The following is a 14,365-nucleotide window of genomic DNA, read 5'->3' on the forward strand; positions in this document are numbered from 1 at the left end:
AAGTGATGAAAGTTACTCTTACTTGCAACACCCAATTAGGTATAGGCGGACAAGGTGTTTGTTTAGCAAATGCCGCCACAGGTTTAAGCAAACTCGCTGATTTAACTGTGTTATGTTCTGGTACGCAAAAACCGCCATCTAATTTTCCAGTTTATCCTCTAGGGTATTCTCAATGGAGTAAAAGATTACTGGCTACTCCTCTTCTGCGTCGTCGTAATGATTTAGCTGTTCTCCTCAGTGATTTATATTTTGATCGTCAAGTAAGTAAACAGCTAAAATCACAGGAATGTGATTTGATTATGGGGGTAGCCGGTCAAAGTCACTTAGGTTTTAAAACTGCCAAAGCTCAAGGTGCTAAAGCTTGGCTATATTGCCTCAATAATTATCTTCCTTTCATGCAGGAACAGATTCAGCAAGAATTGGACTTTCTAGCTGATTCTACAGTTGCTACGATGAATCCTATGATGCTACAACGCTTTTTAGGAGAGTGTGAGCAATCAGACTTAATTATTGTGCTTTCGGAAGTAGCTAAACAAAGCTTTATCCGGGCTGGATTTGCACCAGAGAAAATAGCAGTTATTACACCTTTTGTAGATACTAAAAGGTTTCATCCTACACCTAAAACTGATCATATCTTTCGGGTACTTTATGTAGGGACAATTGAACCTCGTAAGGGTTTACATTATTTGGTGAACGCTTTCTTAGAAGCTAAAATTCCGAACTCAGAATTATTAATTGTTGGCGGAGCTTCCACCCGTGGTTTAAGAATTTTTGTAGAAAAAACTCTAAGTCAGCACAAAAATATTAAACAAGAATTTTGGGATTTTAGTCAGGCTGATCCGACACAAGTTTTTGGTAAATCTTCTGTTTTAGTTTTACCTTCTGTGGAAGATGGTTTTGGTTTGGTGGCATTAGAAGCAATGGCTTGCGGATTGCCTGTGATTACTACATCTCAATGTGGTGCAGCTGATGTTGTTGATGATGGGGTAAATGGGTTTGTTGTGCCGCCTAGAGATGTTCAAACTATGGCGGATAAGCTTGTATTTTTAGCAGAAAACCCAGAGAAAACTAGAGAAATGGGTAAGGCTGCGCGAATCAGAGCAGAACAACAAACTCCAGAGGTTTATCAGCAAACTTTGAGCCAGATATTTTCTCAAAAGGATATGTGGAATTAATCGGTTTGGCTTTGCTAAAGGGATGAATTTGTTTCACCCAGAGCCGCAGAGGCACAGAGAGTTTGAGAGAGAGCATTTTCAGCTACTGGGAGTGATGTAATTGATTGAAGAGTTGGGATGATGAATGCACAAATACTAGATTCTCAAATGATCTATCACTGCTCTCCGGCTGATATTAGTGGTGGTGGTGGTATTGAAACTTATGTGGCTTCTTTGGTACTGGCTGAACTACCTGGAGTGAGCGATCGCACGATCACTTCCTTAAAAACAGTAGATCAAAAGCAGTTCAAGTTACTACATATCCATGACTCAGATATGTTAGTTGATTGGCGGGAAGAATGCCCAGCGATCTTAACTCTGCATAATCACTCGATTTACTGTCCCAGTGGAACCAAATATCTGGCAGATCGGACTCAAGTATGCGATCGCGCTATGCACCCTCTCGGATGTACTTGGGGTCATCTAGTAGATGGTTGTGGTAGTCGCAGGCCACAAAATATCCTCCAAGACTGGCGCAACGCCCACCAGCCGCTAGAAGTCCTGAAAAAATCGTCAATTCCGGTAATCGCTAATAGTGATTATGTCCGTCAGCAAATCATTAGTAATGGTGTAGCACCGGAAAGAGTAATCACACTACGTTGTGGCGTGCAAGCACCCCAGAGTGTGACTGCACCTTTGAGTCAAGATATCCATCAACAGCAGCGCATTTTATTTGCTGGTCGAATTGTTCCCTACAAAGGGATTGAATGGCTGATTAAAGCCTTAGCTCAAACTGACGCAAATATCCATCTAGATATTGCTGGTGATGGTTGGGGTAAGGCAAATATGGAACGATTGGCCGAGAAAATGGGGTTAAGCGATCGCATTACTTGGCATGGTTGGTGTAGTGGCGAAAAATTAGCAGCACTCTATCAACAATCCTTAGCTGTTGTCTTTCCCAGTCTATGGCCAGAACCCGCCGGTCTGGTGACATTGGAAGCCTATAGTCACTATCGACCCGTCATAGCCAGTGCAGTGGGAGGGATTCCAGAACATCTGCGGGATGGTGAAACAGGTCTTTTAGTTTCACCTAATCATGTGCAGAAGTTAGCAGATGCCATCAACGAACTAGCATCAAACTATCACAAATGTCGGCTCATGGGTCAACAAGGTCAGGCTTGGTTTGAGGAAGAATTTACTATAGATGTTCATGTACAACGTCTAGAAAAAATCTATGACCAAACTATTGCTAAGTTCCATCATTAAATCCTAACTCGTAGGAGACAAGGAAAAATTTTGTCTGCCCAATCCCCTAATTTTACTTTCACATTATTATCTAGAATTATGAATAATTCAGTACCTAAAATTGTAGTTATTACTCCCGTTAAAAATGAAGCGTGGATTTTAGAGCGTTTCTTATCAGTTACCAGTCAATTCGCTGACTATATTATTATTGCTGACCAAAACTCAACTGATGGCAGTCAGGCAATTTGTAAAAAATATCCTAAAGTCATACTTGTAGAAAATAAATCAGAAAAATTTAATGAGGCTGACCGACAGCTTTTATTAATAAAAACTGCTAGAGAATTAATTTTAGAACCTAAGATACTTATAGCATTAGACGCTGATGAAATTTTAGCAGCCAATGCGATTAAAACCCAGAGTTGGCAAACAATGCTCCAAGCCAAACCAGGGACAGTTATATATTTTGAAAAACCCGATTTATTTGAAACAACCCATCAATGTATTAGAACTGGTATTCTCACACCTCTAGCTTATGTAGATGACGGTGCTGCACATCAACCGCAAGCCATTCATAGTGTACGCATTCCCACACCCGAATATGCTACAAGATTGCATTGTCACGATATTAAAGTGCTGCATTATGGTATAACTCGCCTAGATGCCCATGCTGCCAAAATGCGGTTATATGGTGTAATAGAAAATGTTTTGGGAGTAGGTCATCCACTGGGTAGAAGGTATCGCTATAACTCACGTCCAGATTATTTAGGACTAGGTAAATTAGAAGCTGCTCCTGATGAATGGTTTAGAGGTTGGGAAGAACAGGGAATTGATATGCACACCATTATTAAACATAAGTATTATGCTTATGATTTTGAAGTGCTACGTTATTTCCAAAAATATGGCATGAGACGTTTCTTGATGGAAGATATTTGGAAATTTGATTGGGAAGCTTGTCGGCAATATGCTAAATCACAGCAACTAGAAAGTATTCCTGATTATCCAATTTCTCAGCCTTCTAAAGTTGTAGATTCGATGTTGGATATGATGATGAACGTTAGTGTTAGAGCTAAATCCCTATTAGCAGCTTGGTTGAAGTAAGCTGTTCTACATTTGATTTGCATAATAGGGTGGACAACTTTCCCACCCTACAAAAAAATTAAATTAATAAAACTAATTTTGGCAGGGCAATTAAATTTATGATTAATATTAATTCTTCCGAACCTTTAGTTAGTGTCATTATCCCGACCTATAATAGACCGGAGTATTTGCAACAGGCGATCGCCAGCGCAATTAAACAAACTTATCAAAATATTGAAATTATTGTTTCTGATAATTGTAGCCCCGAAAATCCCCAAGCAATTGTCGAATCTTTTCAAGACTCTCGGATTAAATTTTGGCGACATCCAGAAAATATTGGGATGTTGCCTAATCAAATGAATGCCTTCAAAATGGCACAAGGTAAATATGTCGCTAGCCTCCATGATGATGATATTTGGCATGAGGATTTTTTAGCCAAGTTAATACCATATTTAGAGGCAGATTCTAGTTTAGTTTTGGCTTTTTCTGACCAAGATGTCATCGATAGTCAAGGCAAAATTAATCTTCAGCAAACAGAAGTCTATACTCATGCTTACAAGCGGGACAAATTAGCCCAAGGAGTTTATCAAAATTTTGCTCAAATTGGCTTAATTGATAAAAGTATACCCACAGCTTCAGCTTGTGTAATTCGCAATCATATTATTAATTGGGATACTATTCCCTCAGAAGTTGGTGGAATGTGGGATTTATATTTAACTTATCTTTGTTGTATATCAGGTTATGGTGTTTACTATTATCCTGAAAGATTAACCCAATATCGTGAGCATGAGCAAACTGATACTCAACTCAGTGGCAGTAGAAATGCTCAAGCCAAAATTCGCAAAGCCCAAAGCGAAATCTTCTGCTACAAAATCTTCATGGAAGATATCCGTTTAAAAGTGTTTCGCCCATACTTTCAACAAAAATGGTTGGAAGCTCATACAACTTTAGGCATTGGTTTGTTACGCAACCAACAAACAGCAGCAGCACGTTCCTATCTTTGGCAAGCATTCAGTCAACATAAATTTAATTTACGGAATTTAGTGGCATTAAGTCTTAGTTTTACTCCTCGTCATTTAGCTAATTCATTATTGGGTGTGAAGTAGGAAAGGTATCTGACTTTTCACGTTATGTGGAAAAGTTAGCGCAAAACCTAACCCCCTAACCCCCTTCCCTACTAGGGAAGGGGGAAAATTAAAGCCTCTCTCCTTTTAGGGGAGACAAGGTAGACAAGGTAGACAAGATGGAAGAATTAATAACCAATGAAAATTTGCATTGTTACCCATAAATTAAAAAAAGGTGATGGTCAAGGTAGGGTTAACTATGAAGTTGCAAAAGAAGCACTTCGTCGCGGACATCACCTCACATTATTAGCTAGTGAAATTGCACCGGAGTTAGAAGAAAATAACTCTGTAAATTGGGTGAAAATTCCCGTTGCTGGTTATCCTACGGAATTTATTCGGAATTTTATCTTTGCTCAAAAAAGTGCAGATTGGTTGCGAAACAATCGCGCTAATTTTGACTTACTCAAAATTAACGGAGCGATTACAAAAGTTGCTGCCGATGTGAATGCTGTGCATTTTGTGCATAGTTCTTGGTTGCGATCGCCTGTTCACATTTCCCGTGTGCGTCGTGATTTGTACGGTGCTTATCAGTGGCTATACACAGCCCTGAATGCCCGTTGGGAAAAACAAGCTTTTCAAGCAGCCAAAGTTGTCGTCGCCGTCTCAGAAAAAGTTGCCCAAGAATTAGTCGCCATTGGTGTTCCCCGTTCCCGAATCCGGGTAATTGTCAACGGTGTGGACTTGCAAGAATTTACTCCTGGTGTAGCCAATCGTCAACAATTAGGGCTACCAGAGAACGTAACTTTGGCATTATTTGCCGGAGATATCCGTACACCACGGAAAAACTTAGATAGTGTGCTGCACGCTTTGGAGAAAGTTCCCGACTTACATTTAGCCGTAGTGGGGAATCCCGAAGGTAGCCCCTTTCCTGAGCTAGCAGGTAGTTTGGGGTTAAGCGATCGCGTTCATTTTGTCGGCTATCGTCGTGATATCGCTGACATTATGCGAGCCGTGGATTTATTCGTATTTCCTTCCCGCTACGAAGCTTGCACCTTGGTACTGTTAGAAGCACTCGCCTCTGGATTACCTGTAATTACCGCCACCGCCACCGGGGGAGCAGAGTTAGTCACCCCAGAATGCGGCGTGGTTCTGCCTGACTCTGATGATACCGATGCTTTAGCAGTCGCCTTATTGTCAATGGTGAGCGATCGCACCCTCATGCAACAAATGGGTCAAGCAGCCCGTACTTTAGCCGAAAAGTACAGTTGGCAGACTATGGCACAAACCTATATGGATCTATTTGAGGAGTTCATTCCCCATGCAGAACACAGTTCTCATCCCCACCTATCGCCGTCCTCTGGATCTATCACGCTGCCTGTTGGCACTACAAGCGCAAACTAAAGCAGTTGACCAAGTGATAGTAGTTGTCCGGGATACAGATACAGAAACTTGGCAATTCCTCGCCCACTTCGACCCCCAACACCTCCCACTACAAACCGTCACCGTCACACAACCAGGGGTAGTAGCAGCCCTCAACGCTGGGATGGCAGCAGTCACAGGCGATATAGTTTCCATCACCGATGACGATGCCGCCCCCCATCCTGATTGGTTAGCACGCATCAACACCCACTTTCTTGCAGATAGTGCCGTTGCTGGGGTGGGAGGTCGTGACTGGGTTCACCAAGGCAACCAAATATTAGACGACTCCCGCCCCATAGTCGGACAATTGCAATGGTTTGGCCGAGTCATTGGCAATCATCACCTAGGAGTAGGAGAACCCCGCGAAGTTGATGTTCTCAAAGGCGTGAACATGAGTTTTCGCACCCAGGCGATCGCCCAACTACGTTTTGATGAGAGGATGCGAGGTACAGGCGCACAGGTACATTTTGAAATGGCCTTCACCCTTACCTTAAAACGCGCCGGGTGGAAAATGATATACGACCCCCAAATAGCCGTAGATCACTATCCCGCCCAAAGATTTGACGAAGACCAACGTCACAACTTCAACCCCACAGCCCAAATCAACCTAGTCCACAACGAAACCCTCATCTTACTAGAACACCTCCCCCCCCTACGCCGTGCCATCTTCCTACTGTGGGCAATCCTCATAGGCACAAGAGACTGTTACGGCCTCATCCAATGGCTAAGATTCTTCCCCAGCCAAAACCAACTAGCCACCCGCAAACTCCTAGCCTCACTCCAAGGACGCTGGCAAGCATACAAAAACTTCCAAACCCAACCCCTCCTCAAAACCCTTAGCGCACCTTTGCGTTAACCTCAGCGTGCCTCTGCGTTTTACCAAGGAAATACCGTGATTTCTCAACAAATACTCTTTAACCCATTTTCCAAAGAACACTTTTCACCCAAAGAGCGATCGCTACAGGCTTGGATCGTCATCCTCGCCTTTGCATTCCTCACCATCGCCTGTTATTTTATCGGTGCTGCCAGCCTCCTGCGCCTCATTTATCCAGTCGGAGCTTTTGTTGTCGCCATATTTTTATACTTACGCCATCCTATCTTATATATCGGCTTTAACTGGTGGATTTGGTTCATCTCCGCCTTTGTTGCCCGTTTAGTAGACTATCGCATCGGTTGGGATCCCACCCGCCAGATGCTCGTAGCACCATATTTAGTATCATTTGTTAGTATTGCTACCTTTATCAAATACTTACCCAGTGCTGCCCGTCAGGGAGGCTTACCCTTTATTTTGCCTGCTTTGGGCGTATTTTACGCCTTTCTCGTAGGACTAATTTATAACGCACCCCTACCCGTAGCACGGGGACTTTTAGATTGGCTCAGTCCCATCATTTTCGCCTTTCACTTATACATCAACTGGCGAGATTACCCCAGCTATCGCCAAAATATGCAGCGAGTCTTTTTCTGGTGTGTACTACTTACAGGTGCTTACGGCGTGTATCAATTTGTAGTAGCACCAGAGTGGGATCGTTACTGGCTGATAGAATCGAGACTTTATACCAGTTCCGGCTCTCCTGAACCCTTCGGAATGCGTGTGTGGAGTACAATGCACTCCGTTGGCCCTTATGCAGCCGTATTGCAAGCTGGCTTGTTATTAATGTTCACCGGTACCCAAGGAGCATTAACTTTTCCAGCTTCCGCCTTGGGTTATTTGTCATTCCTACTTACCCAAGCCCGTAGTAACTGGGGAGGTTGGGTAGTGGGGGTAATCATGATTTTCATTTCAGTGAAAACACGCATTCAAATGCGATTAATCGCTATTATTGTCATGATGGCAATTTGCGTTGTCCCCTTAACTACTATCGAACCCATTTCTGAAGTTGTAGCAGAACGGATGGAAAGTTTTACCAATCTGCAAGAAGATACTAGCTTTAGAGATAGGTCAGGGAACTATGACAGAAACTTGAATCTCGCCTTGACTAACGGATTGGGTAACGGATTAGGAAATATTTGGAAAGTCAACGAAAAAACCGGACAAATTGAAGTATTCGTAGTTGACAGTGGTGTTTTAGATATGTTTTTCACCTTGGGATGGTTTGGCGCTCTCCCATATTTAGGTGGATTAATTTTATTGCTTTACAGCGTTTGTAGTTATAGTGAAGCCCGATTTGATAGTTTTGTCAGTGCTGCCCGTGCTATTGGTATAAGTTCATGCGCCCAGTTAATTATCAGTAGCGGAATGCTGAGTGTAATGGGGATGATTTTGTGGGGATTTTTAGCTATGGCAATGGCAGCTCACAAGTATTATAAGCAGCAAGGGATGAGTTAATAGGCAATAGGCACTCTTCCAATAGGCAATAGTTCTTCTCCCTCATCTTCCCTCACTCCCCACTCCCCCAACTGTACTGCTGCATCCCAAGTTGGTACAATTCAGGGTACGAGAGAGGAAAACATTCAGACATGGTAGCTACCCATACAGATTTAAATATTGCTGCCCTAGAAGCAGAATACAGTCAAAAATCACCAAGGGAAATTCTCAAATTTGCCTTGGAAACTTTTAATAACCTAGCAATTTCCTTCAGTGGTGCTGAGGATGTTGTTCTCATTGATATTGCTTCTAAAATTACCAATAACTTCCGCGTGTTTACACTTGATACCGGACGTTTGCACCCAGAAACATATCAGTTGTTGGATCAAGTCAGAAAACATTATGGGATAAAATTAGAAGTAACGTTTCCTGACACTGCGGAAGTTCAAGCTTTGGTAGAAGAAAAGGGATTGTTTAGCTTTTACCAAGATGGTCATAAAGAGTGCTGTGCAGTCCGCAAAGTCAGACCACTGCGCCGCAAACTTAACACCCTTGATGCTTGGGTGACAGGACAACGCAAAGACCAAAGCCCCAGCACCCGCAACCATATTCCAGTCATTGAAGTTGATAGCGCCTTCTCTACCGAAGACCATCAATTAATTAAGTTCAATCCCTTAGCAAATTGGTCTTCTGCTCAGGTATGGGAATACATCCGCGCTTTAGATGTGCCTTACAACAAATTACACGAACGCGGTTTTATTAGCATTGGCTGCGAACCTTGTACTAGACCAGTATTACCCAACCAGCACGAACGCGAAGGCCGCTGGTGGTGGGAAGAGTCCACCGCTAAAGAATGTGGTTTACATGCTGCTAACTTGCAGAAATAGTATAGACATACCTGTATGATGTATCTGTAGAGACGTAGCAGTGCTATGTCTCTACAATAGTTTTTAGTTAATGACGACCCTCGATTTTTAAAACATCCCCTAAAGATAGATTTACTTTATAAATTGTCTCTGAGTAATATGGCTGTTGCAGGATATGGGTATCGAACAGCTAGTCTTAGACACTTAGTTCGAGAACTCCAGCAAACACTCAAGCTAATACAGGAGAAGTTCTCGATTTTATTTAGGGTGACATTTGCTCAATCAATCAGTGGAAAAATGAACGTAAGACTCCTTCTCCTTTAGCACTCAAGCAAATTGACACTTTGCTTGATTAATTGTCTGAGTCACACAACGAGACTTTACACAATCGCAATCAAGCAATGGGAGGCAAATATTTTCCAGCAAAGGGGCTAAAAGCATGAGTGCAGAGGAACACAAGGTAATGTCCGAAAACTTGTTTATTGGTGGTGGCGATATGGGTGCGCTGATGAGAGCTTACGATTGGGCGCAGACATCACTGGGATCTGTCGAGAACTGGTCAGAAAGCTTGAAAACTACCATTAGTATCCTATTAAACGCCCCCTATCCTATGTTTTTGGTTTGGCAGGGTAATTCCGATGCACGTCTTCTGTTTTATAATGATGCCTCCGCTTCTGTATTTGATAAGAGCGGCGATCTAATTCCCTTGGGTCAGAGCATTAGCCAGGATTGGGCTAAGGGTTGGGGTAAGCTGCGATCGCATATCGAGCAAGTATTCACCACTGGGCAACCTCTGCGACACGAAAATGAACAGGTTCCCCATGATCAAGATGATAATTTTGGCGGACGCTCCTACACTTGGTCATACACCCCCATCTGTGACGAGACGGGACAGGTAAGTGGTGTACTGGTGACAGGGTATAAAGTCTTACCCGAAATTATACAACCTGCACTCAGCAACCAGTCCTTTGACAGCATCAAGGAAAAATTACAGCGTCGGGAAGAGCAGTTGAGCCTGATTACCAACGCTCTACCTGTTTTGATTGCTTACATCGACAAAAATCATTATTACCAATTCAATAACCAAACCTATGAAACTTGGTTTGGGCAAACTGCTGCCAACTTAACAGGTAAACACGTTCGGGAAGTTTTGGGTGAATCTGCTTATGAATCTGTTCGTCCCTACATGGAGCTGGCGTTATCTGGGGAACAAGTTACCTTTGAAAGCCAAATTTCTTACCTTGAAGGTGGCACTCGTTATATTAGAGCAGATTACGTTCCCCACATCAACAGTCAGGGTGAGGTGGAAGGATACTTCAGTCTAGTCAGCGACATCAGCGAACAACAAGCTGCCCTTCGTGAACGCCAACAAGCAGAAGCAGCACTACATCACAGTGAAGCTCAACTTCGCCTACTTACAAATTCACTGCCTGTTCTCATCGCTTACGTTGATCATCAGCAGTATTATCGTTTCGTCAATCAAACTTACACCGATTGGTTTAATCTTCACCCACAAGAGATTATTGGTAAGCACGTTAAGGATATTCTAGGACAGGAAGCTTATCAAACCATAAAACCTGATATTGAAACTGTATTGTCTGGGCAGAAAGTCAGCTCAGAGAAATATGTATTTTTCAAAACTGCTGGCTGGCGTTATGTCCAACGCTATTTTGTCCCCGAACTTGGGGAAGATGGCACTGTCAGAGGCTATTACGCATTAGTGATTGATGTCACAGAGCGTACACGAGCGGAAGCAGCCCTGCGTCAAAGTGAAGAGCGACTAAGACTGACGATGGCAGGCGCACAAATGGGAACATGGGATGTAGATCTGCTCACTGGTCAAGCCATTTGGTCAGAACAGCATTTCACGATGTTAGGATATGAGCCTGTCACCACTGGGGAAGCCACAGAAGAAATGTGGATGAGCCGCATTTATCCCGATGATTTAGAGCGAGTCATCCAGGAATGGCAGCAGTCACGCCAAGAAAACAGGTTTTATCGTACGGAATACCGGGTAATTCGAGCAGACAATGGAGAAATTTCCTGGTTAGCAGCTTTAGGAAATTTTACTTACGATCGCAATGGTCAGGCAATCCGCTCTATCGGGGTTTTATTTGATATTAGCGATCGCAAACGAGACGAAGCCGAACGCAAACAAGCGGAAGCAGCCCTGCGTGAAAGTGAAGAGCGATTCCGTTTAGTAACGCACGCTGTCAATGGGTTGGTCTTTGACTGGAACTTACAAACTAATGAGGTATATCGTTCTGAAAAGTTATATCAGCTTGTAGGGATTAAACCAGAGGATGCCCCACCTTCTGCTAGTTGGTGGCAAGAGCGAATTCATCCCGTTGATTATGCTCGTTTGCAATCGCAAGCCATCGAAATGTTTAACAGTGGCAATCCCCTTTATGAAGCGGAGTATCGGGTTCTTCACGCTGATGGACACTGGGTGGAGGTGTGGGAGCGGGGCTGTTTAATTCGAGATCAGCAAGGGCAGGTAATCCGTTTGGTTGGTTCTACTGTGGATATTACTGAACGCAAACGCACTGAGCAAGCATTGCGGCAAGCTGAAGAAAGGTTGCGAGTGGCACTGCAAAATGCACCGATTACGGTCTTTAACCAAGATTGCGAATTAAAATATACCTGGCTGCATAATCCGGTTCTGTATGATTTGAATGAAATGATCGGCAAAGGCGATCGCGATTTTTTGCCACCCGAAGATGCGGAAATACTCATGAGAGTGAAACAACGGGTTTTAGAAACTGGTATCGGCACTCGTGAAGAAATCAAGTTGACCAGAAATGAAACTAACTACTACTACGACTTAACAGTAGAACCTTTGCGCGATGTAAATAACACTATTGTGGGCATCACCTGTGCTGCAATCGATATTTCCCGACTGAAGCAAACTGAAATCAACTTGCGTGAAAGTGAAGCCCGCTTCCGGGGCGTGGTGGAGTCCAACATGGTGGGCATTCTCTTCTGGGAAGCGTCGGGTTGTATCACCGATGCCAACGAGAAAGCAGTGCAAATGCTGGGCTATAGTCGTGAGGAACTGCAATCAAAACAGGTGCAGTGGCAAGACATCACACCACCAGAGTTTCACGAGCTTGATGCCGCGATGGTGGCACAGATCCTAGCAACAGGGATTTGTCCCCCGTTTGAAAAAGCTTACATCCGTAAAGACGGAACCAAAGTACCTATCTTAATTGGCTGTGGTTTGTTACCGGGTTATAGCGATCGCGGTGTGGCTTATTTTATTGATATTAGCGAACGCAAACAAGCAGCAGAGGCACTACGAGAGAGTGAGGAGCGGCTACAAATTGCCTTAAAAGGAGCTAATTTAGGCACTTGGAACTACGATTTAACTGATGGCAAATTAATTTGGTCAGATCGTTGCAAGGCAATGTTTGGACTGCCAGTGGAGGTAGAGATGAATTATGCTCTGTTTCTTGAGGCTGTTCATCCTGAAGACCGACAACAAATTGACCAGGCAGTTACCCAAGCGATCGCCCAGCAGCAGGACTATGATGTTGAAATGCGAACACTGGGGGCGGATGGCACATTACACTGGGTGCGGTCAATTGGGCGGGTTTACCGGAATCAGCAGGGCTTACCCGTGCGGATGGCAGGTGTAGCTCTTGACATTACCGCTCGCAAACAAGCCGAAGCCGCATTACACCAGAGTGAAGAACGATTAAGGCTAGCTCAACGGGCGGCGGGTGCTGGACTATGGGATTGGGATATTGTTAATAACCATGTCACTTGGTCAGAGGAATACTACCAAATATATGGTCTTGATGCCACGGTCACACCCTCCTACGATACTTGGCTGGCATCGATTTTGGCACCAGATCGAGAGCAAGCAGATCAGGCAACGCGTGAGGCTTTAGCACATCGCACCAATCTGAATGTAGAATTTCGTATCCTGCACCCAACCCAAGGAATTTGCTGGATCTCAGCCATTGGGCAAACATTCTGTGATGCTGACGGACAACCAAAACGGATGACGGGTATTGTCCTCAACATCACCAACCGCAAGCAAGCTGAGGCAGAACGAGAACAGTTGTTGGCTAGGGAACAGGTAGCACGACAAGAAGCTGAACGAGCCAACCGGATTAAAGATGAGTTCTTGGCGGTGCTTTCCCATGAGTTGCGATCGCCTCTCAATCCGATTTTGGGTTGGTCAAAGTTACTGCAAAGTCGTCGGTTAGATGCTGAAAAAACCGCGCAAGCTTTGGCAGTGATTGAACGCAATGCCAAGTTACAGTCCGAACTGATTGAAGACTTGCTTGATGTCTCGCGGATTTTGCAAGGCAAACTCCGCTTGAATGTTGTGAATGTGGATCTGGCAGCAACCATTAAATCAGCTATGGAAACGGTGCGGTTAGCGGCGGAAGCTAAGTCAATTCAAATTCAGCAACAACTCGATTTTAATATTGCCCCAGTTTTTGGAGATTCTGCTCGCTTACAACAGGTAGTATGGAATTTGCTCTCTAATGCAGTGAAGTTTACACCCCAAGGCGGGCAAGTTGATGTGCGGTTAGAGCAACATGGCCATCAAGCCCAAATTACAGTTAGCGATACGGGTAAAGGCATTGCGGCGGATTTTCTACCCTACGTGTTTGACTACTTCCGTCAAGCTGATGGTACAACCACCCGTAAATTCGGGGGATTAGGTTTAGGCTTGGCGATCGTCCGTCACTTGGTGGAACTACATGGCGGCACAGTTGAGGCTGAGAGTTTAGGGGAAGGGCAGGGGGCAACATTTACAGTCAGGCTGCCACTGATAGCCAATGTGCCGCAGATCAGCCAGAACCATCAATCATCAAAATTATCAGTTGATTTAAGCGGCGTGCAAATTCTGCTTGCTGATGATGATACCGACACAAGGGAGTTTGTGGCTTTCTTGTTAGAGCAAGCTGGGGCAAGAGTGGTGACAAGCAAAACTGCCAGCGAAGCATTCGCCATTTTAATGCGATCGCAACCAGATGTGTTAGTCAGCGACATTGGAATGCCCGATATGGATGGTTATATGCTGATGCAACAAGTGAGAGCGTTACTACCAGAACAAGGTGGGCAAATTCCCGCGATCGCCCTCACTGCTTATGCTGGGGATTTTAATCAACAGCAAGCTTTACAGGCAGGATTCCAACACCATATCTCAAAACCTGTGGAGCCAGATATTTTACTGCGGGCGATCGTTAATCTTATCAAACACAGCTAGATTATCCC

General features: G+C 44.1%; 9 protein-coding genes. All 9 read left to right on the forward strand.

Annotated elements, in window-relative coordinates:
• Positions 1-5: 5 nt before the first annotated feature.
• Positions 6-1,175: a glycosyltransferase family 4 protein gene (locus tag NOS7524_RS02120; RefSeq protein WP_015136812.1), complete on the forward strand. Its 1,170-nt coding sequence runs from the start codon at positions 6-8 to the stop codon at positions 1,173-1,175.
• A 120-nt stretch (positions 1,176-1,295) separates the two neighbouring features.
• Complete coding sequence (locus NOS7524_RS02125; RefSeq protein WP_015136813.1) at positions 1,296-2,420, forward strand: glycosyltransferase family 4 protein; 1,125 nt, start codon at positions 1,296-1,298, stop codon at positions 2,418-2,420.
• A 78-nt stretch (positions 2,421-2,498) separates the two neighbouring features.
• Positions 2,499-3,497, forward strand: a complete 999-nt coding sequence (locus NOS7524_RS02130) for a glycosyltransferase family 2 protein (protein WP_041555505.1) — start codon at positions 2,499-2,501, stop codon at positions 3,495-3,497.
• A gap of 98 nt (positions 3,498-3,595) precedes the next feature.
• Positions 3,596-4,582: a glycosyltransferase family 2 protein gene (locus NOS7524_RS02135; protein ID WP_015136815.1), complete on the forward strand. Its 987-nt coding sequence runs from the start codon at positions 3,596-3,598 to the stop codon at positions 4,580-4,582.
• Positions 4,583-4,738: 156 nt separating this feature from the next.
• Positions 4,739-5,941 carry a glycosyltransferase family 4 protein gene (locus tag NOS7524_RS02140; RefSeq protein ID WP_015136816.1) on the forward strand — a complete coding sequence of 401 codons (1,203 nt, stop codon included), beginning with the start codon at positions 4,739-4,741 and terminating at the stop codon, positions 5,939-5,941.
• On the forward strand, positions 5,859-6,815 hold the full coding sequence (locus NOS7524_RS02145; protein ID WP_051039175.1) for a glycosyltransferase family 2 protein: 957 nt from the start codon (positions 5,859-5,861) through the stop codon (positions 6,813-6,815). Before NOS7524_RS02140 ends, NOS7524_RS02145 begins: the two co-directional genes overlap by 83 nt.
• A 36-nt stretch (positions 6,816-6,851) precedes the next feature.
• Positions 6,852-8,285 (forward strand): O-antigen ligase family protein, encoded by a 1,434-nt coding sequence (locus NOS7524_RS02150; protein ID WP_015136818.1) that lies wholly within the window; start codon positions 6,852-6,854, stop codon positions 8,283-8,285.
• 131 nt (positions 8,286-8,416) lie between these two features.
• The gene (locus NOS7524_RS02155) at positions 8,417-9,151 is read left to right on the forward strand and encodes a phosphoadenylyl-sulfate reductase (protein ID WP_015136819.1); all 735 of its coding nucleotides are present in this window, start codon (positions 8,417-8,419) and stop codon (positions 9,149-9,151) included.
• 418 nt (positions 9,152-9,569) lie between these two features.
• Positions 9,570-14,357 carry a PAS domain S-box protein gene (locus NOS7524_RS28125; RefSeq protein WP_015136820.1) on the forward strand — a complete coding sequence of 1,596 codons (4,788 nt, stop codon included), beginning with the start codon at positions 9,570-9,572 and terminating at the stop codon, positions 14,355-14,357.
• Positions 14,358-14,365 lie beyond the last annotated feature (8 nt).

Source organism: Nostoc sp. PCC 7524 (assembly GCF_000316645.1).
Taxonomy (GTDB): domain Bacteria; phylum Cyanobacteriota; class Cyanobacteriia; order Cyanobacteriales; family Nostocaceae; genus Trichormus.